Origin of the sequence: Corynebacterium sp. HMSC28B08 (assembly GCF_001806865.1) — a bacterium.
Classification (GTDB): Bacteria; Actinomycetota; Actinomycetes; order Mycobacteriales; family Mycobacteriaceae; genus Corynebacterium; species Corynebacterium auriscanis.
In genome coordinates this window covers 86,611-108,194 of the sequence record NZ_KV786161.1, presented here as the reverse complement: position 1 = coordinate 108,194, position 21,584 = coordinate 86,611, and the positions used below count along the sequence as shown (strand labels likewise).

General features: G+C 58.4%; 15 protein-coding genes and 1 tRNA gene. 6 read left to right on the top strand and 10 right to left on the bottom strand.

What is annotated here, in order from left to right:
* Nucleotides 1-140: 140 nt before the first annotated feature.
* From HMPREF3098_RS04125 to HMPREF3098_RS11235, 5 genes are all read right to left on the bottom strand, one after another.
* Nucleotides 141-755, bottom strand: a complete 615-nt coding sequence (locus HMPREF3098_RS04125; protein ID WP_052095069.1) for a TetR/AcrR family transcriptional regulator — start codon at nucleotides 753-755, stop codon at nucleotides 141-143.
* A 264-nt stretch (nucleotides 756-1,019) separates the two neighbouring features.
* Nucleotides 1,020-2,051, bottom strand: coding sequence for an SMP-30/gluconolactonase/LRE family protein (locus HMPREF3098_RS04120; protein ID WP_168155985.1), 1,032 nt, complete (start codon nucleotides 2,049-2,051; stop codon nucleotides 1,020-1,022).
* Between the two features lie 29 nt (nucleotides 2,052-2,080).
* The gene (gene purH, locus HMPREF3098_RS04115; protein ID WP_070434094.1) at nucleotides 2,081-3,661 is read right to left on the bottom strand and encodes a bifunctional phosphoribosylaminoimidazolecarboxamide formyltransferase/IMP cyclohydrolase; all 1,581 of its coding nucleotides are present in this window, start codon (nucleotides 3,659-3,661) and stop codon (nucleotides 2,081-2,083) included.
* 2 nt (nucleotides 3,662-3,663) lie between these two features.
* The gene (purN, locus tag HMPREF3098_RS04110) at nucleotides 3,664-4,257 is read right to left on the bottom strand and encodes a phosphoribosylglycinamide formyltransferase (protein ID WP_070434093.1); all 594 of its coding nucleotides are present in this window, start codon (nucleotides 4,255-4,257) and stop codon (nucleotides 3,664-3,666) included.
* Between the two features lie 4 nt (nucleotides 4,258-4,261).
* Nucleotides 4,262-6,022: a cell division protein PerM gene (locus HMPREF3098_RS11235; protein ID WP_070434092.1), complete on the bottom strand. Its 1,761-nt coding sequence runs from the start codon at nucleotides 6,020-6,022 to the stop codon at nucleotides 4,262-4,264.
* A 427-nt stretch (nucleotides 6,023-6,449) separates the two neighbouring features.
* On the opposite strand from HMPREF3098_RS11235, the gene HMPREF3098_RS04100 reads away from it, so the two are divergent.
* Complete coding sequence (locus tag HMPREF3098_RS04100) at nucleotides 6,450-7,214, top strand: M23 family metallopeptidase (RefSeq protein WP_246815836.1); 765 nt, start codon at nucleotides 6,450-6,452, stop codon at nucleotides 7,212-7,214.
* A 126-nt stretch (nucleotides 7,215-7,340) separates the two neighbouring features.
* On the opposite strand, the gene HMPREF3098_RS04095 is transcribed toward HMPREF3098_RS04100, so the two are convergent.
* Nucleotides 7,341-9,932 (bottom strand): ATP-dependent helicase, encoded by a 2,592-nt coding sequence (locus HMPREF3098_RS04095; protein WP_070434091.1) that lies wholly within the window; start codon nucleotides 9,930-9,932, stop codon nucleotides 7,341-7,343.
* Between the two features lie 86 nt (nucleotides 9,933-10,018).
* Between HMPREF3098_RS04095 and HMPREF3098_RS04090 the strand changes: the two genes are divergently transcribed.
* Nucleotides 10,019-10,318 carry a chorismate mutase gene (locus tag HMPREF3098_RS04090; RefSeq protein WP_035114841.1) on the top strand — a complete coding sequence of 100 codons (300 nt, stop codon included), beginning with the start codon at nucleotides 10,019-10,021 and terminating at the stop codon, nucleotides 10,316-10,318.
* A 27-nt stretch (nucleotides 10,319-10,345) separates the two neighbouring features.
* Here HMPREF3098_RS04090 and HMPREF3098_RS04085 read toward each other — a convergent pair whose 3' ends face one another.
* The gene (locus tag HMPREF3098_RS04085; protein ID WP_070434090.1) at nucleotides 10,346-11,188 is read right to left on the bottom strand and encodes a S1 family peptidase; all 843 of its coding nucleotides are present in this window, start codon (nucleotides 11,186-11,188) and stop codon (nucleotides 10,346-10,348) included.
* Between the two features lie 1,650 nt (nucleotides 11,189-12,838).
* A complete protein-coding gene (locus tag HMPREF3098_RS04080; protein WP_083284067.1) occupies nucleotides 12,839-14,095 on the bottom strand; it encodes an acid phosphatase in 1,257 nt (418 codons plus the stop codon).
* Nucleotides 14,096-14,444: 349 nt separating this feature from the next.
* Here HMPREF3098_RS04080 and HMPREF3098_RS04075 point away from each other — a divergent pair, with 349 nt between their 5' ends.
* Genes HMPREF3098_RS04075 through HMPREF3098_RS04065 form a run of 3 tightly spaced genes read left to right on the top strand, consistent with a single transcriptional unit; the run spans nucleotide 14,445 to nucleotide 17,009 of the window.
* Nucleotides 14,445-14,693, top strand: coding sequence for a FeoA family protein (locus tag HMPREF3098_RS04075; protein ID WP_035114836.1), 249 nt, complete (start codon nucleotides 14,445-14,447; stop codon nucleotides 14,691-14,693).
* Between the two features lie 14 nt (nucleotides 14,694-14,707).
* Nucleotides 14,708-16,726 carry a ferrous iron transport protein B gene (gene feoB / locus HMPREF3098_RS04070; protein ID WP_083284065.1) on the top strand — a complete coding sequence of 673 codons (2,019 nt, stop codon included), beginning with the start codon at nucleotides 14,708-14,710 and terminating at the stop codon, nucleotides 16,724-16,726.
* 7 nt (nucleotides 16,727-16,733) lie between these two features.
* Complete coding sequence (locus tag HMPREF3098_RS04065) at nucleotides 16,734-17,009, top strand: DprA-like winged helix domain-containing protein (protein WP_070434088.1); 276 nt, start codon at nucleotides 16,734-16,736, stop codon at nucleotides 17,007-17,009.
* 452 nt (nucleotides 17,010-17,461) lie between these two features.
* On the opposite strand, the gene HMPREF3098_RS04060 is transcribed toward HMPREF3098_RS04065, so the two are convergent.
* A tRNA-Met gene (locus HMPREF3098_RS04060) sits at nucleotides 17,462-17,535 on the bottom strand.
* 292 nt (nucleotides 17,536-17,827) lie between these two features.
* Entirely contained in the window at nucleotides 17,828-20,857 is a 3,030-nt protein-coding gene (locus HMPREF3098_RS04055) for a UPF0182 family protein (protein WP_070434087.1), read from the bottom strand.
* Between the two features lie 113 nt (nucleotides 20,858-20,970).
* Here HMPREF3098_RS04055 and HMPREF3098_RS04050 point away from each other — a divergent pair, with 113 nt between their 5' ends.
* On the top strand, nucleotides 20,971-21,492 hold the full coding sequence (locus HMPREF3098_RS04050; RefSeq protein ID WP_070434086.1) for a PPA1309 family protein: 522 nt from the start codon (nucleotides 20,971-20,973) through the stop codon (nucleotides 21,490-21,492).
* The last annotated feature ends 92 nt before the right edge of the window (nucleotides 21,493-21,584 follow it).

Genomic DNA, 21,584 nt, shown 5'->3' with positions numbered 1-21,584 from the left:
AGTGACTATTAACCGTTTCGGTTACGTCACACCCTAGTGTGTTCCACGCCACACCGGTAGGAAGCTTTCGTTTTGCCATCAAAAAATAAAAAATCCACCCCCTTTAGGGTGGATCGCGTAATTCCGGAAGATGGTTATTCTTAACGAATCCCCACAACAGCCCGAGCGGCGAGCGCGACTTGGCGGCGCAACACAGCCTCTCCCGCCCAGCGCGTGGTGTTCTGCGAAGAGTTAATCATTCCCGTGACCAGCTGCGCCGTAATTTTGCCCGCCTCTCCCTTAAAGGACGGGTCGAAAGCCGCCAACGACGTTGCCCACAACGCGAGGTAGTGCCCCTGTGCGGCACGGACCTTTTCGCGACCATCATCGGCCAAACGGAATAGTTCCCGCTGGTGAAGGCGGATAAGCTCGGGTTGCCCCAGCGCGAAATCAATATGGAAATCAACCAAGGTTTCCAGTTGATCACGTGGCCCCACTACCCCATCGAGAAGCTTTTCGGCCTCGCACAGAAGGTGCTCGGAAATACCAGTCAGTAGCTCGTTGAGGATTTCCTCCTTGCCCGAGAAATGCCGATAGACCGCAGGGCCACTGATCCCCACAGCCTCACCCAGATCCTCCAGGCGCATTTCGTGATAACCCCTCACGCTCATGATGTCCGCCGCCGCTCGCAGCAGCTGAACACGCCGGGTACGCTTTGCAGCTAGACGCGGTGCGACATCGTCCACGTCTGGCAATGGGGGAAAAGTACAGCTCATGTTTCTTATATAAACACACTACGCGGTGCAGTAAGTAAATTGTCCCTAACTGACAGTGGCTAGACATCAGCCAGAAGAGTGATAGAGTGCGACAGCTGCGCGGCCGGCGACCGACAACCAATGTGCAACCGCTACCCGGCCGGCGACCGACAACCAATGTGCAACAGTTGCCCGACCGGCGACACACAACCAATGTGCAACAGTTGCCCGACCGGCGACCGACAACGTGCGACTGAGCGGACCCCGGGTTGCACTTGTTTGCCACTACCGCACTGCAGCCAACGGCAAGACCAATAGGTCCGCGCAATCCTTACTGGCCAAGACCAGCTCGTTGCCCACGGGCACCGCCGCCGTGGGCGTGTGAAATGCTGGATGTTTACCGCGCACCTGGCCCGCGGCCACCCACTGCCCCGCTTTTAGTTCCCAGCGCGTGACCCACGATTCATGCGCCGGGCCCGGCCGGATGGCGTCCGGCAAATTCCATGCAATATGGCTAATTATGCTGGGCACCTTCGACAACAAATCCAATGGGAAGCTGCGTGGGTGAGCGTACGCTACCCATACACCTTGGCTCCCTCCCAGGCTCGTATCCAACGTAGACATGTTGTCTGGGAAGCCCGGAAGGTTCGTGGCAACATCGCTGACCTGCCCACTTGCCACGTCCAGCCGGCGCAGACTGTAATCCAGCGTTTCCACGAACAACACCCCTGCCCCGTCAGGTTCCACAACCAAGCCGTTGGCGAAGTACAACCCATCCAAAACGCGCGTAACCCCCTGGCCGGGAATCCATTTGTTCAAACTGCCGCGTCCACTGTGTTCCAAAATGGCACCCATGAACTCTGGATAGTGAAACCGGCTGGTAGACTCGGTAAACCAAATGGTTCCATCGGGTGCTTCGGCCGCATTGCTACAGAATTTCAGTGGTTGCCCTGACACTTCAGCCACCAGCACCTCCAGGTCCCCTGCGGCATCGCCATTGCCATCCAATGGCAATCGCAGCAGCCCTTTGAACGAATCACAAACTATTAGGGACCCATCTCGGAGTAGTTCCAACCCCAACGGTCGCCCACCCGTGTTCGTGACGGTGTGAGTCTGCCCTGTGGTGATGTTCGTACGAAAAATGGAGCCATCATTGGCTCCAGTGAGAACTTCCTCAGCACCAAAAGCCACCACATCCTCCGGCCCCAGCGAAGGCAGCGAAATCAATCGCCCTTCACTGGAAAGGTCGCGGGAGTGGGGCCCTTTATCGTGCTTGAGGGAAACGTGGTGTTTGCCAGGCCGTAATTGTGTTTTCATGCAAAACATTCTACGGCTCAGCGCAGCCACTAATGGGCGAAATGGCGCTCCCCGGTCAGGTACATCGTGACTCCGGCCCTATTAGCGGCCTCGATGACCTCGGCGTCGCGTACAGAACCACCGGGCTGTACAACGGCGCGCACGCCAGCGCTGGCCAGTACCTCGAAACCGTCGGCAAAGGGGAAGAAAGCATCGGAAGCCGCAACGGCACCGCGAGCCCGTTCTTCCTCACCGGCCAAAGAGTTCGCCCGCTCCACTGCCAGCTTTGCGGCATCTACGCGGTTAACCTGTCCCATACCGACGCCCACGGTCGCCCCGTCCTTCGCCAGCAAAATGGCGTTGGACTTCACAGCGCGCACGGAGCGCCAAGCGAAGATCAGCTCGGCCAGCGTTGCTTCATCCGCAGCTTCTCCAGCAGCGAGGGTCCAGTTGGCGGGGTCATCGCCCTTGGCATCAATGACGTCGCGCTGTTGCACCAGGACACCACCGGAAATCTGGCGGTGCTCCACAGCTGCCCGCTCGTCAACTTCGGGGGCCTTGGCCTGCAGGATGCGGATGTTCTTCTTCTGGCTCAGCACTTCTACAGCGCCATCTTCGTACGAAGGCGCGATGATAACCTCGGTGAAGATCTCCGCAACCTGCTGTGCCATCTCCACGGTAACCTCGCGGTTGGCGGCAATAACACCACCAAAGGCGCTCATCGGGTCGCACGCGTGGGCCTGTCGGTGCGCGGCAGCAATGGATTCATCGGACACGGCAATGCCACAGGGGTTCGCATGCTTGATGATGGCCACTGCTGGGCGCTCGTGATCCCACGCTGCGCGCCACGCGGCATCCGAATCGGTGTAGTTGTTGTAGCTCATCTCCTTGCCATGGAACTGCTCTGCGCCAGCCAATCCACCACCGTTGGAGTACAGCGCGGCCGCTTGGTGAGGGTTCTCACCGTAGCGCAACACGCTCGCGCGCTCGAAGGTCTCCCCGATCCACTCGGGGAACTGGTTATCCTCGGTCTTCTCCACGTGCTCGCCCAGCCAGCTGGCAACAGCAACATCGTAAGCTGCGGTGTGGCGGAAAGCTGCGAGGGCCAGCTTCGTGCGATCCGCACGGCTGAAACCACCCTCGCGGGCAGCGACAATTACATCGTCGTAGCGAGACGGGTCCACTACCACAGCAACGGAAGGGTGGTTCTTGGCTGCGGCACGAACCATGGAAGGGCCACCGATATCGATCTGCTCCACGCAAGAATCAAAATCCGCCCCGGAGGCCACGGTTTCGCTGAACGGATACAGGTTCACAACCACCAACTCAAATGCCTCCACGTCGAGGTCCTCGAGCTGCTTGAGATGATCCTCTTTACGAGTGTCGGCCAGGATGCCGGCGTGCACCCGTGGGTGGAGCGTCTTCACGCGCCCTTCCAGCACCTCGGGGAAACCGGTCAATTGCTCAACCTCGGTGACGGGCACACCCGCGTCCGCGATCTTCTTGGCGGTCGAACCGGTGGATACAATACTTACACCCGCCTCATGCAAGCCCTTGGCCAATTCTTCCAGCCCGGTCTTGTCATAAACGCTAATCAGCGCGCGGCGGATAGCTTTTTTGTCCTCAGTCATCGCTACGAGATCCTGGCCTTTCGTCCCTCAATTGTCAGTCCGTGGCGTGCGATGTTGTGCAGCACGTCCACGAGGAGCTCCCGCTCCACTTTCTTGATGTTCTCATGCAACGTTTCAACAGAGTCGTCATCGTGCACGCTCACCGCATGCTGGGCGATGATCGGACCCGTATCAACTCCACTGTCCACAACATGAACTGTAGACCCCGTGACGCGCACACCGTAATTCAAAGCATCCTCCACCGCGTGAGCCCCGGGGAAAGCCGGCAGCAACGCAGGGTGAGTGTTAATGATCTTCCCTGCGAAGTGCGCGACTGTTTCTTTGCCAATAATACGCATGAATCCTGCGCTCACGACGAGGTCCGGCGCGTACTCCTCAATCCGCTTCGTGAGTTCGGCATTCCACTGTCCGCGGTCGGTATTCCCCGGCTCGTAATTCACCAGGAACGTATCGATTCCCGCCCGATTGGCGCGCTGCAAAGCCTCGCACTCGCGATCCGCGCCCACCGCTGCAATGTCCACGAGGTCCGGTTCCACGTTGTCGATCACACTTTGCAACAGTGTGCCCGAGCCAGACGCCAGCATCACAATCCTCATATTCTTACTTCTCCCTCTTAATCACGTGAGCACTTTCGCCGCCACCATCGTCTTTGGTCACCTTCCGCGCGGTGCCCGTTTCTTTTGCTACCCGCTTTTCCACTGGCTGCTTTTCCAGTTTCTGCTCGTCAGGCTCTTGCTTCTCTGCTCTCTGTTCTTTCTGCTGTTTCTCCGCCCCCTGCTTCTCAGTCCCGCGCTCGTCAGGCTCCTGCTCCTCCGTTGCCTGCTCCTTCTGCTGTTTCTCCGCCCCCTGCTTCTCAGTCCCGCGCTCGTCAGGCTCCTGCCCCTCCGCTGCCTGCTCCTTCTGCTGCTTCTCGCCCGCCTGTTTCTCAGTCCCGCGCTTGTCAGGCTCCTGCTCCTCCTGCTGCTTCTCGCCCACCTGCTTCTCAGCCCCGCGCTTGTCAGGCTCCTGCTCCTTCTGCTGTTTCTCGCCCACCTGCTTCTCAGCCCCGCGCTCGTCAGGCTCCTGCTTCACCGCTGCCTGCTCCTTCTGCTGCTTCTCCGCCCCCTGCTTCCACGCGGACTTCTTCGGCACACCCTCGTCGGTTTTTTCTAGTCCCGACGCCCCTCTGGCATCCGAACGCAGCTGGGCGTCGGGTATATCTTCCACAACACGTGATCCAGAGCGAGCCGCCCACAACATCATGACGAGCGCAGGCACCAACAACCACGCAGCCGCTTCCAAGGCGAACATCCATGGCAAAGCCCCGGTCTCGCCGAATACACCCAATTCGCCTCCGGCCAACCAACACACGCAGAAACCAATGAACGCAACGGCCACCCCAGCAGTGAGCGCCAAGTATGCAGGGGACTCCACGAACTCGCGCTGCTGCATGTAGCGGTACACCACTACAACAGAGACCACAGCGGGAACGATCAGAGCTAGCGGCCCCCAGGACAATTCATGGTTTGGAATGGCCGCCGCAATCGGAATGGGCGGCAAATTAACGTTGTTAGCGGCAAAGAGGGAAAACACTCCCCGACCGATATGGAATTCTCCGCCTAGGAGCACTGCCGCGGACGCCACGGCCAAGTTCGGCAAGTAGAGCAAACTCAACAAGGTGAGGCCAAGTGTGCCGGAAAAGTTCGACGTGATGTCGTAAGAATTCTTCACCGCGTTAAAGTTCGCGATCATGGAGGCAATAGCCACAGCCAAGCCCGCCACACACATCCACAAAAGGAAGCGACGCGCCAGGCGGAAGGCCTCCACCGGCCAGGTAGGAAAACCCCGGCGCAGCAAGAGCGCACGCCAGACCCGCGCCCCCATTCCCATCACCAACACCGCACCGTTAACAAGAGCGGTGGAGATGATTGCGCCAAAAAGATTCGGTGGGCGCACGCTATAAACCTTCGCGGCATCCCACAGCATGAGCCATGCCACCACCGTGATGAAAATGGGCAATAGCAAGCCGACCGTGGTAAGCACGCGCAGGCCACGGATACTCACTGAATTACCGAGCGCACCGGTGACGCGTCGCGAATGCACCCAAACAATAAGGAGCGCGGGAAGTAACGGAGCGAAACCGAGAGTCACCCCACTCATGCGCACTGGAGCCAAATTCACTTGCATCCACAACCCGGCAATCGTGGCGGGCACAACGCCGAAGCCGGCGCCAATTCCGATAATCACCGAGATGGCGATGATGATCGCCAGTGTAACTGCGTGATTCAAACCCACGATGGGAAGGAAGCGCCGAAGGTGAGGGCGCCATTGCTGCCACCGTGCTTCGGCTGCGGAACGAGGTGCCTTTTCGGGCGTAGCCATGCGCCGAGTCTCATTAGATGACCGAGACCGCGCCACGAACCTCTCACTGGTTCGTGCGGTGGGCCTCCGCCTTCTTGCGTCTGTTTGATCACTCACCTGTCCTATTGTGCCTTCCCCTGTCGCTGGGGTGGCGAACTGACTCACCCGAAACCCTCAAGGTGTACTCGAAGGATTCTAAAAAAAATATTTCACCCGCTCGAACCCAAGAAATCGCTGAGTGCATAAGATCTCCAGCCCCCTCAACAGCAAAAACACCTTCAGCGCTTCATGAGAGACAGGATAACCCCACCCCCGAAACGATATCGAAACGTTATTTTTCGCCGAAATGGCTTGCTCATGGCGTTACCGAGCATTAATGTTACGACTCGTTGATAACAAAGTGGTTACAATCTGACCCACTTCGGTAACGAAGTCCCTCCAAGATCCGATGACAAAGAGGTTAAAGAACGTGCGTAGCTCCGTGGATTCCCGCCCAGCAGGTGCACACCGCAAGGTTGATAACAGCGCTAAGCGCCGTGTCGCCATGGTTGCGGTAGCTGCATCCGCCGTCACCTCCGCTGGTGCTGCAGGTGCCACCGCAGGTGCACAGCAGTCCTCTGAGAAGAAGGACATCGCGCTGGCTGCGGACACTGCGGTACTGGCTCAGAACGATTCCTCAGCCATCGGCAGCTCCAACTCCCAAGCTGATGCCCCTCAGATCCTCGAGGTAGCACAGGACAAGCAGATCACTGGCCTGAGCAGCCAGCTGGACTCCGCCCTTCGTTACACCCAACAGCGCTTGGCTGCAGACCTTGCGGCACGCGCTCCAAAGATCGCGAAGCCGGCTGAGGGTTCTTTCACTTCCCCGTTCGGTCCACGCTGGGGAACCATGCACAACGGTGTTGACATCGCGAACGCCATCGGCACCCCAATCCTCGCTGTAGAAGATGGCCTGGTCATTGACTCCGGCCCAGCTTCCGGATTCGGTAACTGGATCCGCATTCAGCACGGCGACGGCACCGTCACCGTCTACGGCCACATGGCTACGCTGGACGTGAAGGTTGGTCAGAAGGTCACCGCAGGCCAGAAGATCGCCGGCATGGGCAGCGAAGGCTTCTCCACGGGTTCCCACCTGCACTTCGAAGTCCACCCCAACGGTGGTGGCCCAATCGATCCTCAGCCATGGCTGGCTGAGCGTGGCATCTCCTTGTAAATATCGCGCTAACAGGTCAAAGGAGCGCGCTGTTGAAAGCGCGCACGTCCCCCCTACGGGGATTACATTTTCATCGGAATGAAGGCCCCCGCTTTCGTGAAAGGCGGGGGCCTTAGGCGTTGTTCTTTACAGCTTTTCCATGGGAACGCCACCAAACAGCATCAAGCGCACCGTACCGGAACTACCGAAATCAATCATCACAGTTGTGCGCGGGCCGGAACCATCCACGCTTCTCACTGTTCCCAAACCGTACTTGTCGTGGTTAACCTTATCTCCAACTTCCAAGTGCAGATCCGCATTCTTGTTGTTGCGAACCGGCGCGGTGGGCCGGCGGTGCCCAGCGCGTGGTGCAGAGGAATGCGACGAGGCACCTGCGGACTGGCCCCAGCTTCCGGAGGAAGATTGCCTCCAGCTCCCGGAGGGCTGACCCCAGTTACCCGAGGAAGATCGACCCCAGCTTGAGCCATCTGATGAACCCACACCACTACCCCAGCTGGGCTCCTCTCTGATCCACTCAACCAGTTCCCCAGGCACTTCCCCTAGGAACCGCGACGGTGGATTGTTCACCGGCTGCCCCCAACCGCTGCGCGTGATCGCACGGGTGAGGAACAGCCGCTGCTTCGCGCGAGTAATACCCACATAGGCCAACCGGCGCTCCTCGTTTAGCTCACGCGGATCTCCAAGTGCACGCAGGTGCGGAAACTGCCCATCCTCCCAACCGGTGAGGAACACAACGGGAAACTCCAGCCCCTTGGCTGTATGGAGAGTCATCAGCGTAACCATGTTCTGCTGATCCGCAGGAATCTGATCAGCATCCGCCACCAAGCTCACGCGCTCCAAGAATGCTTGTACGCTACCTAGCGGAGCTTCTCCCTCAGCCAGCATCTGCTCTTCATCTGACCACTGTATATACGCGCGTTGATTGGCCGCTTCTTGGGAGAACTCGTGCCCTACACTCACCAATTCGTTGAGGTTATCCAGACGCGTACCGTCTTGTGGATCATTGGACTTCTCGAGCTCCGCCTTGTACCCAGTCATATCCAGTACCGCAGCAACAATCCGTCCTAGGTCGCTCACTTCCAGCCCACTGCCATCGCTGGCTTTGAGTTCCGACGCCTCCGCTTCTGCCCGCAACGCATCCATCAGTTCCAAAAACCCAGCGATGGCATTTTTGCCCCTACCGGATAACAGGGGCACCCGGCCCTGGGCGGCGTCGACCAAAGCATCAGAAAAGGAGATCCCCTGGGCCTCGGCGTGGACCGTAACCTGTGCGATCGCCCGGTCGCCGATCCCACGGCGTGGAGTATTGATGATGCGACGTAGGGCGACGGTATCAGTGGGGTTATCGATGACTTTGAGGTAGGCGACGATGTCGCGAATCTCGCGGCGTTCGTAGAAGCGAGTGCCGCCCACAACTTTGTACGGCAGCCCGGAGCGCACTAGGACATCCTCAATAGCGCGGGAAGCGTTGTTCGTGCGGTACATGACCGCGATTTCCCCGTAGCTGTACCCGTGGTTATCCACAAGGTCGTCGATCTGTTCGACGATGAAATTCGCCTCGTCGTGCTCGTTGTCTGCCACATATCCACCGATACGTTCGCCGTCGCCCAGGTCCGTCCACAGCTTCTTCTCGCGACGACCCTGGTTGCGTTCGATAACGCGGTTGGCCGCCGTGAGGATCGTCTGGGTAGAGCGGTAATTCTGCTCCAGCAAAATAGTGGTGGCGTTCGGGTAATCGCGTTCGAATTCTTCAATATTGCGGATCGTGGCCCCACGGAATGCGTAAATGGACTGGTCCGCATCACCCACCACGCACAGTTCCCCGCCATCGTCACCTGTCCCCACCAGGGTGGAAACCAGGACGTACTGTGCATGGTTCGTATCCTGGTACTCGTCGACCAGCACGTGGCGGAAGCGGCGCCGGTAGTGTTCGGCAACCGCGGGGTTATTTCGCAGGATGCCCACGACTTCCCCGATGAGGTCATCAAAGTCCACTGCGTTAGCCGCACGCAATCGGCGCTGATAGGTTCCGTACAGTGCGGCGACACTGATGTGGTACGGGTTTGAATCCGCCTGCGCCTCGGCCAGCGCGGCATCGGGCCCAATTAGTTCATTTTTCCAGTTCGAGATGACCGACAGCACCGCCCGCGGGGCGAACTCCTTCAGATCCATTCCGGCATCCTTGATCACCATGGTGATCAAGCGCTTGGAATCATCGGAATCGTAAATCGTGAAGTTGGTGTTCAACCCCTGCACAAGGTTGGCATTGGAACGCAGAATGCGCACGCACATGGAGTGGAAGGTAGAAACCCACATCTTCTCGGCTTGCGGACCCACCAGGTCCACCACGCGCTCCCGCATCTCGCCGGCGGCTTTATTGGTGAACGTAATCGCTAGAACCTGCCACGGCGCCACGCCCGTGCGCAGGAGGTGCGCAATGCGCCTGGTAAGCACGCTGGTCTTTCCAGACCCCGCACCCGCGACGATCAACAAGGGGCCACCGCGGTGCAGGACGGCTTCTCTTTGCTGCGGGTTAAGGCCTTCTAACAAATCGTCCGACGCCCCTCTGGTGGCATGACTAGGCGCCGCCTGGGGCGCAAAAGGGGATGGCGACGAGGGTGCAAAAGGGGATGGCGACGAGGGCGTGCCCGTAAAAGGTGAGTCGGCAGGTTCCCCACTTCCCCATGGATTGACTGGGTTCTGCGGGTTGTGGTTCATGTCGCGACACCTCTCCTTGATTACTTAGCGGTTCTCGAATGCGGCTTGTGGCTCTACCATTCAGTTCGAGACGTACAATAGTCGCCATGACAGACAACGAGTTCCGCGTTCGAATGCCATCGGGAACTGATGACCCCTTATCCGACTCAGAGATTCAATCCTACCGTGAGGAAATCAACCGGCTGGATCAGCTGATCATCGATTCAATCAGGCGGCGCAGTGAAGTCTCTCAAGCCATCGGCAAGACTCGGCTGGGCTCGGGCGGAACCAAGCTCGTTTACACACGCGAAGTTGCCATTATCAATGAATTCCGCGAGCAGTTTGGTCGCGAAGGTGTAGAAATCGCTAAAGCATTGTTACAGCTAGGGCGCGGTCGGTTGGGTTAGACCGCGCGGGGTTTGAGTTCCGCGTGTTTAAGGCAAACGGAAGCCAGCGCCTACACCACCGTTGTCATCAAGGTCGGCCTTGATCACTGACCACGCAGTTCCACCCGTGGGCGCGTGCAGCGGTCCCTGCAGTGGGGTGCGGCACGACGGCAGGTTGAAAAGCCCTCCATTGACAATGCCCACCAGTCGCCCGCGGGTGTAGACCGGCGCACCAGAATCTCCGAAGGAACCACACAGGTGCGAAACCAGCATCGGTCCGCTGATCGCCAGCATCGGTCCACAACTTGTGCCCGTGCTAATGCCGGTCTTACAAATCTGCTGGCCCGTGGCCGGAATAACCCCGCCCAAGCGGTTGATGCTCACTCGGCCGTAGTTGCGGGTGAGCTGCACATCTTTGTTGAATTTAATGACGCTGATATCCCCGTAACCAATGCGCGCCACCGTGCCAATGCGACCGGCCTTGGTGTTATCGAGGGACGCGACGGGGGTGCCTGGGCCACCACAGTGTGCGGCAGTGATGCCGACCTTGTTGCCGTGCTTATCGAAACCGGCGACAGCCAGGGTGCATACGCTATCCCCAACCAAAATCGGTGTACTTGGGCCCACCAATGTTTTAGGAGCAATAGCGCGCTGAGCAGCTGGCACTCCTGGAGACGTGAAGTAGTGCCCTGCAACGCGGTGCGGTCCGGGCTGACCGGTGGCATTCAGGAAGGCTTCGCCGGAACCGGTTGCAGCGGAGGCTGAAGGTGTGGGGGTACCAAGCGACATGCCCGCAATTGCAGTAAGCGCCACAGCCAACGCGACCGCTCGCTTCGCCACAATGGAGCTGCGTGGTCGGACGGATCGAGTTGGTAGGTAGGACAGGGACATTCGGTGGCACCTCGAGAAAACATCTAGGGAGAGTGAGTACGGTCGATGCCCCCACTGTAGCCGTTTAACATCTGTTTCAATAGCGATCAAAAATAACAAGTTGGTGAAGTTTTCTATAGCGCCGGTCAGGGACACTTTTCAATGCACCGAGCCCCCCGACCACACACCAGCCTGACGTCGAGTAAAACGTCTCACCCCGAGCAACGGCACCCCCACAGTGCCATTATGCCCCCGCGACATCAGCAACAGAATTCTTAGTTCTTAAAACTGCATCACGCTAGTGCACTTTTCATATTCGGGACGCACAACGCAAATAAACCATCCAATATACTAAGGCATTCACAATCATGGTTTTGACGGACGCAATCATCCGGAATACAACTTTGCATAACCTTTTACAGCAATGCAGCACGTCATAGCCTTCATGATTTACCGCCAATCTTCTATCAACCCACACACATTGAAGTAAAGCTGTTTTATAATAAGTATTGACCCCTTTTTGTTTCTAACCTAAAATAAGCTACATGGTTGACCGGCCAGAAACCAAGCGGCCTCCACACGCCACACTGGTTTACCATGCCTAACTAGCCTTTTACATTCTATAAGGTTAAAAAAGACGGAAGAAGTGAGGGGCTACCACCATAGGAGATACATCAAGCAGACGAGCTACATAGCTTTACTAATTGCAGCGATTGCTCCACTAACGACAACGTTGAACTCAGAAGCTAATGCGTTTACTGCTCAATCAACACAGGCGGAAGCAGCGCAAATAAGTCGCCCCTCTCCGAATGAAGTGAATCCACCTAAAACGGATCCTCAAGCAGAAGACAACTTGACGTTGAAGATACGAATCCTTCGAAAAAGCCCTGGCTTCTTAGAATTATTGCGGGACTATTCCACAAACCCTCACGATGATCTCACAAAGTTAGCTGGAGTTTTGACCCTCGAGCAAACGAGGGACTTCGTGGAAAAAACCAGAGGAAAGCGCTTCAGGGTTTCCCCCGATGAAGCTGTCGAGATTTCTCTCGTCGACGATAACGGGGTCCACTTCAGATCAGCTAGGAACAAGTGTTGGAAAGGATATGTTGGTATTGCAGCATACACAACGGTTAGCGCTTTCTACTGTGGGTTAACCGGACCTGGGGCGCCACTTTGCGGCATCGGAGCCGCTATCGCTGGCGACAATGTTGACTGGCATAAGAACTGTTAGATTCCAGGGGATGAAAAAAGGCCATGTTGCAAGACCAAACAAAGCTTCGATCGTTGGCGGCTAGTTTGATACTGAGCATCCTATGTGGGCTAGCCCTCTCCTTCTGGCTCAGTAGTGATTCCCGACTAGCCCTCCTAATAAGTTTCACCGTCGTCATTTTCATCGTTGATCAGTTAACGGGCATTGGGTCAAGGATCCGGACCAGTTCCAGTAGCTCAACAGAGCATCGCCCAGACATAGACAAGACAACCCCTAGAAGCTGAATAGGCGCTACTACCCTCACCAACTGCACCGCCCCGCGCGGAGGGATAAAAAGCGTATCCCGTTCCCTTTCTTCGACGAACATGACGAGCCCCGAAGGTAAGGAGGCGATAAGACCCTTGCCCCCAAAAAATGGAAGCCGCCACCACCCATTGACGGTGGTGGCGACAGTGGCCGGTCTACTTAAGAACCGTAACCGAACCATTCGGATTCACCCGAACGTTGGCTGCCATTGCGGCGGCTAAGTTCAGACGGTGCCAAGAACCACTGCGGGACTGATCGTCGAGCGGGTAACCAGATGGAATTGCTGTCTGGCGCAGAATGGACACGCGCTGTGCGTAGGTCAGACGTGGGAACTTAGCCTGCAGCAACCCCGGTGCAGCCTGCGGAACGATCATTGGCGCGTTATTGCGCTTGATCTGCTTAAAGCCCATGGTCATGCGCTTAGTGTATTCACGAACTGCCTGGTCGGTGGATCGGTAAGCCTTGTCACTTGCAACCACCTTCTGCAGCGGACGTCCCGCGCGCCACTGAAGTTCCGCACGCAACTCAGCTGCTGCCTGCTTGATCGCAGAACGCATCTTGGGATCATTCCAGCGGTCAGCTGCAGCCGCCGTACCCGTCATACGACCACCAATGACATCGAGCGGGTAATGCACACCCATCACCATGCGGTTATAACCAGCCTCGGAACCACGGGCGAGGATCTGCGGAGCCAGCTCTGGCAATTCCATCGCCAACAAGGTGGTCACCCACGTTGCCTGGTTAGTATGACCGGACGGGAACGCCTTGGAGGTTCCGTAAAAATTGCGCGGTCCGGACTGATACTTCTTGATACGCTTTGGCGCCACCACGAATGGGCGATCGTAACCGAAATACTCTTTCTCAACGAAGGTGGACGATGCCAATCCGCCCGCGCGAGCTAGGTAGCCATTGCCCAAAAGGAACGTGGTCTTTGGCAAACGGTTTTCGCGCAAAGCTGCGCGGAAGTGGCCGCCGAGTTCCGCCCCCAGAGAGTCTGCCACTGCGTTGAGAACACCGTCACGATCCGCTGCGGCATCCATCTGCGCGCGCTTGATGGCAACAGGATTATTCGCTGCGGCATTGTTGACCCGAACCGTGGTCTCCAGGTTCTGTTTCATAACGTCCGGCCGGGTCTTACGCAGTCCTTCAAATCCCCGAATGACATCCAAGTACACACCATATGGGTGCGAGCTGACATCGGAAACATACCCGCCCAAGTACTCAGGGCCGAACGGGCGGGGAATCGGGGCGCCGCGGTGCTTGACGGGCGCAGGGAAGCCTGGCAGCGCCTCGCTACCCGCCACGGCTGGGACGTTGCCAATGCTGGCAGCCTCGGCCGGCGCGACCACTAGGGGCGCCGACACGGACACAGTCAATAGTGCAGCCCCCAGGCTGCGACGAATCTTCTTCACTTTAAACCTTCGCCATTCAGTACTCGCCTTGAAAGCATTCAGATAAATGCGTTTGAACCGTATCAGTACCCAAGGACCGAAAGATGAAAATCAGATGAAATTGAAGTGAACCGATGCTCCGCAGCGCGGTTGCTGCATTGCTCCAGGCCTCAGCCCAAGCAACCTCCAGGCTCCAGACCCCCCAACCTCCAGACCCCCCAACCTCCAGGCTCCAGACCCCCAAACCTCCACGCCTCAGCCCAAGCAACCTCCAGGTCTCAGCTCCACCCACCGCCAGACTCCAGCCCCGTTCCAAAAAACTTAGGCTTCCCTCTTCTTAGGTGAGGGTAAGTTGAGTTACAATCCAGCTATGAATACAGAAGCGCCCACCTGCCTTACCCAACTGGGCCTCAACTGCACAGCTCAAATCTGCAGCGTCGACGATTGCGCAATGAGCCGCAGCACCTGCCGGCGCCTCGCGGAACTAGGCCTCCGTGCCGGCCAATCCATCACAGTTGTACAAAAGATCGCCGGCGGCGGCCGGATCGTGAAAGCATCATCCGTTCGGTACGCCCTGGACAAGCAACTCGCCAGCGCCATTCAAGTACGCACGGCATAGCGACGGAAAAACCAATGTCAAACACAGTACCGTTCAACGGATCCAGCTCGGGGCATAGCTCTGCCCCCACTAGCCAACACACCTCCCACGCACGCAGCACAAGCACACCGACTGCTACCCACCTCACCAGCTGTCACTCAGACAGCCACGGCGATATTGCCCCGGAAGGTGCCCCCGTTATCGCGCTTGTCGGCGCCCCCAACGCGGGAAAATCCACACTCTTCAACGGGCTGACCGGCGCCAAGGCCCAAATGGGCAACTGGCCAGGCACAACGGTTGAGGTCAGCCGCGGTGCGTGGAAGATCGACCCCATCTGCGATGTGATCGACTTCCCCGGCGCCTACTCGCTCGATCCCATCAGTCCCGATGAAGCCCTCACCCGCGAGCTCATCATCGACTGTGCCATCGAAGAGCGCCCAGACCTCGTGATGGTTGCCGTGGACGCCTCCGCGCTCAGTCGTAGTCTGTACATGGTCGCCCAGCTCGCGGAGCAAAGCCATCGCCTACTGTTGGTGCTCACGAAAACGGATGTGGCCGCCACCATGGGAACCCCCGTAGATGCCGAAGCTCTATCGCACGCAGTTGGTGCGCCGGTCGTTGAAGTGGATCCTCGGCGTCGAAGTAATTTGGCGGCCGTAGGCGAAGCTGCCAAAGCTGCATTGCAGCAAGAACCCGCTACCCGCCGTACGGCCACAGCCACCGAGGAATTCGAACTGGCCGATGAACGCTTCACATGGATCGACGAGGTCACCGAACATGCGATCCTCCCCAGCGGACCAGCAGTCAGCTCCACCACGTCGGAGAAGATCGATCGCTTCGCCCTTCACCCAGTTTTCGGCCCCCTGCTCTTCCTTGGTGTCATGTGGCTGGTTTTCCAAGTCACCACCACCGTCGCCGCCCCGCTCCAAGACGGCCTGGATACCCTCTTTACGGGCCCTGTTGCCAGCGCCGCCACGGCACTCCTGGACACGATCGGCCTGCGGCATCGGTTCTTCCAAGGACTGATCGTAGATGGCCTCATCGGCGGAGTGGGTATGGTTCTGACGTTCGCACCCCTGATGGCACTAATGTTCGTGCTGTTGGCAATCCTGGAGGATTCGGGCTACATGGCCCGAGCGGCCGTGGTGACTGACCGCGTAATGAAGCTCATCGGCTTGCCCGGCAAGGCCTTCATCCCGCTGATCGTGGGCTTCGGTTGTAACGTACCGGCGATCTCAGCTACGCGTGTGCTCGCCAGTCCCCACCAACGCATTCAGACTGCGTTGCTGGTGCCATTTACCTCATGTTCCGCGCGCCTGACGGTGTACGTGATGTTGGCTGCCACATTCTTCCCCAATCACGCGGGCAACGTGGTATTCCTCATGTACGTCATCTCCATCGCCCTCGTAGTTGGCATCGGCTTCCTGATGAAAAAGGCCTTGTGGCGGAAGATAGGCAACGACCCGTTAGTCATCGATTTGCCGACATACCAGTTCCCCGGTGCGCGACTGGTACTTTCCGTCGCGTGGGTTCGCCTGAAAGGCTTCCTCAAGACCGCCGGTGGCATCATCGTGGTGACCGTGATCGTGGTGTTCGCTCTTCAGGCCACGCCCGTCCGCGGTGAGGCAGGCTTCGCCGATGAGAACCTCGCCCCACAGGACAGCGCATACGGCGCCATCAGCCAGACCGTTTCCCCCATTTTCGCTCCGGCCGGCTTTGATTCATGGTCCCTCACGGGCCCCTTGATCACGGGTTTTGTGGCGAAAGAAGCGGTGATTTCGTCGTGGGCACAGACGTACGCTCTCGAGGAGGATTCCCCCGACCTATCGACGGCGGTGCGCGCGGACTTCGAGGCGGCGTCGAACGGCCATCCACTAGCAGCGGTGTGGGCGTTTATGCTATTCCTGCTGGCCTACACCCCGTGCGTGGCCACGATCGCGGCGCAGCGGCGGGAGATCGGTTGGCGGTGGACACTCGCGGGTATCGGCATCCAGCTCACGACCGCGTGGGTACTGGCCGTGCTGGCGTTCAACCTGTTGAAGATTTGGCTGTAGGTGCGCGATGGGTCCTTTAAGCAAAGTGATGCAATGTGTGTCCGAAGGGGTCACGACAGTCGGTGAGATTGCTCGCCGCACTGGTCTTTCTGCCTCTACCGTCGACGCCGCCCTGCTCCAACTGGAACGCATGGGCCGGGCGCGCAAAGTCACGGAGACGATGGCCTGCAGCGGTGCCTGCGGGGGTTGCGACGTAGACTGCGGGTCGCGCAGCGACGGCGCGGGGCCAGGGGGCGGCGCGGGTACGGTGACGATCCTGAAGTTGGGCCACCGGCCCGCGTAAGGTCCGGGGTGCTGAGGTGGGACCAGGAAGTGGGACGAGTACGGTGACGATCCTGAAGCTGGGGGCGCCGGCCCGCGTAGGGGCCGGGGTGCTGAGGTGGGGCCAAGGGGCGGCACGGGTACGGGGACAGGCACAGGTGAAATAGTTACGGACTTACCAACAGCCACCTCAGGTGGAATAGTTAGCGACCTACCCGCAGCCAGCCCAACTAAAACAGTCACCGACCTACCAGCAGCGGATTCAATGCCTACCTCAGGGTGCGGGGGCCGTTGGGGAGCAGCGGCTAGGCCTCCCCTCCCCCAGAAAGCAAAACGAAACGCACCACCAAGCACCTCCCACGCGCATCTCGTTCTGCAAATCGAACTGCGCCCGCGGGGATCACTGTGCAATTACCCTGCAAACGCAGAAGAACCCCTCGATCTTCGTACGAAGATCAGGGGGTTCATATTTTGTAGCGGGGGCAGGATTCGAACCTACGACCTCTGGGTTATGAGCCCAGCGAGCTACCGAGCTGCTCCACCCCGCGACGGGTGCATGACTGGAACAAACCGTCCCTGTCAGCGACGTCTACAACTGTAACCCAAAGGTCGGTAGAAGTGAAATCGCCTGCTCAAGACCACATCTAATTCGAATTCGCGAAGCCACGGCAGAGGGCGAGCAGGAGCCTCACATTAATCGGGGTTCGAGCAGTCATCGCGCGATCCGAAGCAGAGCGGGCGCTGGGAGAATCAATGGGGCTGATGGGCAGGCTCGAAAATCTGCCACGGCAAGCACGAGCCCATGCCGACCCAGACGGGCCCAGCCCGCCCCAACCGTCGCTAACCGTTGCGCTTTTCCTGCAGCTCCGCCACTGCCTTATCCAGCTCGTCCAGTGCCTTACCGAACTCCTCGAAGGATCCGCTCTGGCGCGTCTCCTTCACCTTGTCCATCGCGTCGCGAACCTTCTTCTCCGGCGTGGTATCCACGTTCGCGCCGTCGCCCTGGGCCTGGGCGCCCTTCTCGTCATCCTTGCTTTCCGCGCCTTTGTCGCCCTTGCCGCCCGTGTCACCCTTGTCAGTTTCGCCACTGGGGTTCTTGACACTACCATCGACCTCCTTGATGTCGGTCGCAGCCGAAGCATCAATGCCAACTTGGCTCAGTGCCTCCGCAATCGTCGGTGCGTAACCCACCTGGCCCTTGTAGCTGACGAGCACACGCAGCAACTTCGGGAACGCCGAATCCTGCCCCTTACGCTCAGAGTACACCGGCTCCACGTACAGGATCTGACCATCGCCCACCGGTAGGGTCAGCAGATTACCGTTCTTCAACTCGTTGGAACCCTCCAACAGGGTGCGCTCCCGCGCAATCTCACCAGAGGACATCATCGTGTCCTGTGCCTGCGCCGGCCCCTGCGTCTGCGTATTCGTAGGCAGCACACGAACGTAGATCTTTCCGTAATTATCCGGGTCGCTGGAAACCGTCATGTGGGACGCGAGGAATTCTCGGCGCAGACCGCGGAAGGGGGACGTCAGCTGGAAGGAAGCCTTTCCCGTTACCGGATCAGCGGCCACCAAGTAGTACGGTGGCTGTGCCAAATCAGAACGATTCTTCGGCGCGGTGGGATCCGAAGGCACAGACCAGAAGGCATCGTTCTGGAAGAAGACCCCGGGATCGGAAACGTGGTACTTGGCGATCAGCTCGCGCTGCACCTTAAACATGTCCTCAGGGAAACGGAGGTGGCTGCGGAGGTCATCGGAGATCTCGTTCTTGGGCTTAACCACATCCGGGAACGCCTTGCGCCAAGCCTTCAGCACCGGATCCTTATCGTCAAATTCGTATAGGTCCACACTGCCGTCATACGCATCCACCACAGCCTTCACCGAGTTACGGATGTAGCTGACGTCATTGGAAACAATCTGATTCTGGTTCACGCCGCCCGGATTCGTTGCATCCGCGGTCGTATCCGTCAGCGACATACGCTGGGAGTACGGCAGGTTGTCCAAGGTGGTGTAGCCATCCACGATCCACTTGATCCGACCATCCATCACCACGGGATACGTCTTAGAATCCGTCGTCAGCCACGGAGCCACCTTGTGCACGCGTTCGCGGGGATCGCGCTCAAAGAGGATCTTGGACCCATCACCGATCCGGTCGGTCAACAACATGTTCATCGACTCGAAGTGAATGGAAAACATCAGGCGGTTGAAGTAGTTGGAAACGTTCACCCCGCCCTTGCCTGTGTACGTGTAGTTCTTCGCGTCCGTATCGTATTCCAGATCCTCATCCGTGCCGCGGTTAGCCACGATGGCGTAATCGGAATTCGCCTGAGTAGAAGAAGCGATAACCGGACCGAAGTAGATACGAGGCTGTGGCAGGTCCACGCGCAGCTCGCCGTCCTGCTTACCTGATTCGTTGGATTGCAGGTCAGCCGTGGTGTACACAGGGTACCCACCACGGTCGGAACCAGCTTCGCGAGCCACCGCATCTACCTTGCGCGCAGGAGCCGCAATGAAACCATTGCCGTGGGTGTACACCGTGTGCCGATTCAGCCAGTCCGTCTGGTTCCCCGTCAGCGCATTGGGGTCCAACTCACGGGCAGCCACCACGAAGTCGCGCATCTTGCCATCCACCTGGTACCGGTCGATGGCCAGCTCCTTCGGGAACCCGTAGAAGTTGCGCAATTGCTTTTGCTGCGTGAACGTGGGGTTCAGGATCTCGGGATCCAGCAAGCGGATGTTGGACAGAGTTTCATCGTCTTGAGCGATGGACTTCGTGTCCTTAGCATCGTCGCCCTCGGAAGCGCCCCACTTCTGGTCGTACGTCACATGGTCATCGCCAATGTTGTAGGCGAATCGGGTGGCCTCAATATTGCGGCCGATGTACTCGCGCTCCTTTTCCGCACGGTTGGGCGAAACGGAGAACTGCTCCAACACCAACGGCCATGCCACACCGATCACAAGGGTGGAACCAACCATCAGCGCTACCGCCAAGGCCGGGATACGCAGGTCCTTAATAACAACGGTGAAAAAGAACAGGGCAGCGACGAACAAACTGATAACCAGCATGACAATCTGCGCGGGCAGCTTGGCGTTGATGTCGGTGTACGAAGCACCGGTAAACGTCTGATGGGCCGTATTCATCAAGGCGTAGCGCTGGAACCAGTACCCCACTGCCTTCAAGACGATCCACGCCCCGGCAATAACCGCCAACTGTCGGCGGGCTGGTACGGAAATCTTCGCCTTCTCCCCCAACCGCGGGTTACCCGTCGTGATGGACCCCAGCAGATAGTGTCCTACCGCATTGATGACGAAGGCGAGAACCAGCAGAATGCTGAAGGTGCCCAGTATCAATTGCAGCATGGGCAGATTAAACGCGTAGAACCCTAGGTCCTTTCCGAACTGCGGGTCGTTGACCCCAAAGGGTTCGCCGTTGAGGAACATCAACGCGGTCCGCCAGTTATTTTGTGCCACAAGCCCCGTGATCAAACCAACGAAAACGGGCACTCCCACCAGAAACGGCCGCAGGTTCTTCCGAATCAGTGGCCGCAGCTCCACCAGGGGCGAATCGCTGGACATTGCCGATCCCGGATTTGGTTTAGTGCGGTAGGCCAAAAAGGCTGCCAGCCACGCCAGCAGCGCACCCACCAGCCCAAAAACAACGAACAACACGATGCGGGCCACCAGTACATTCAGGAACACACCGGAGTGTTCCACAGACCTGAACCATGTGAAATCCGTGTACGTGCGCACGAGGACGGGGATAAGGAAAAACGCCGCAGCGATTATGGCAGCGAGAGCTCCCAGGATCTTCGAGCGGCGCGAGGGGGAGGTTCGGTTCGGGGAGGAACCGGGACGTTTTGGAGTCGACATGCTCAAGGTTGCTCAGGTCTCCATCAGGGTTAGTCAATTAGCAAACGTGCCCCCAGAATACGTAAAATCCAGCTCGAACCATAAATCTCTTTATTGCGGAAAGGCACCTACCCATGTCCCTCGACCTGCACGACGATCGTATCCTCAACGCCGCTTTACGCGAAGCTGTTGATTTCGTGCACGCCGAGGGGTGGGACCAACCAGCCACGCTATTCGCTCTGGTGCCTTTTGCTTTGGTTGCCGACGCCCTCGAGCTCGAAGACGGCGCCAATCCTTTGGCTCTCGTGGTCCAGGAAGACGTACCGGATCACATCCAGCCGGGGTCCGAAGAACTCGGAGAATTTATTGCGACCGTCACGTGGCCGGAACAGGTCGTGGGCGCGATCGTGGCTCAGGAAATCACTTTCGTGAATTCCGCAGAGGGCGCCGACCGCACGCCGCGCGCCGCGCGGCTATTTTCCGGAATCCTCGACGACCGCAATGGATCGGGTGCCGAGCGCAGCATTGTGCAGTTGCGGCCCACGGACGAACAACTCGCAGCTGACCCGTTCGCGCAAGACAAAATCGAGCTGATGGGCGGGGACGATTTGGCGCCGGGCGTCATCGCAACCCTGCGGCACACATTCGCCGAGTAATCGGCCAGTTCCGCGTGGGTCGCGCACACCACCGCAGCCATCGTGTTGGGTGGCACACATTCGCCGAGTAATCGGCCAGTTCCGCCGAGTGA

Excerpts from the sequence above, each read along its gene's own strand:
- HMPREF3098_RS04090 (WP_035114841.1), top strand. The coding sequence starts at position 10,019 with ATGACAGACAACGAGTTCCGCGTTCGAATGCCATCGGGAACTGATGAC.
- HMPREF3098_RS11235 (WP_070434092.1), bottom strand. The coding sequence starts at position 6,022 with ATGGCTACGCCCGAAAAGGCACCTCGTTCCGCAGCCGAAGCACGGTGG.
- HMPREF3098_RS04055 (WP_070434087.1), bottom strand. The coding sequence starts at position 20,857 with ATGTCGACTCCAAAACGTCCCGGTTCCTCCCCGAACCGAACCTCCCCC.
- HMPREF3098_RS04075 (WP_035114836.1), top strand. The coding sequence starts at position 14,445 with ATGAATACAGAAGCGCCCACCTGCCTTACCCAACTGGGCCTCAACTGC.
- HMPREF3098_RS04125 (WP_052095069.1), bottom strand. The coding sequence starts at position 755 with ATGAGCTGTACTTTTCCCCCATTGCCAGACGTGGACGATGTCGCACCG.
- purH (WP_070434094.1), bottom strand. The coding sequence starts at position 3,661 with ATGACTGAGGACAAAAAAGCTATCCGCCGCGCGCTGATTAGCGTTTAT.
- feoB (WP_083284065.1), top strand. The coding sequence starts at position 14,708 with ATGTCAAACACAGTACCGTTCAACGGATCCAGCTCGGGGCATAGCTCT.
- HMPREF3098_RS04085 (WP_070434090.1), bottom strand. The coding sequence starts at position 11,188 with ATGTCCCTGTCCTACCTACCAACTCGATCCGTCCGACCACGCAGCTCC.
- HMPREF3098_RS04095 (WP_070434091.1), bottom strand. The coding sequence starts at position 9,932 with ATGAACCACAACCCGCAGAACCCAGTCAATCCATGGGGAAGTGGGGAA.
- purN (WP_070434093.1), bottom strand. The coding sequence starts at position 4,257 with ATGAGGATTGTGATGCTGGCGTCTGGCTCGGGCACACTGTTGCAAAGT.
- HMPREF3098_RS04120 (WP_168155985.1), bottom strand. The coding sequence starts at position 2,051 with ATGAAAACACAATTACGGCCTGGCAAACACCACGTTTCCCTCAAGCAC.
- HMPREF3098_RS04065 (WP_070434088.1), top strand. The coding sequence starts at position 16,734 with ATGGGTCCTTTAAGCAAAGTGATGCAATGTGTGTCCGAAGGGGTCACG.
- HMPREF3098_RS04050 (WP_070434086.1), top strand. The coding sequence starts at position 20,971 with ATGTCCCTCGACCTGCACGACGATCGTATCCTCAACGCCGCTTTACGC.
- HMPREF3098_RS04100 (WP_246815836.1), top strand. The coding sequence starts at position 6,450 with ATGACAAAGAGGTTAAAGAACGTGCGTAGCTCCGTGGATTCCCGCCCA.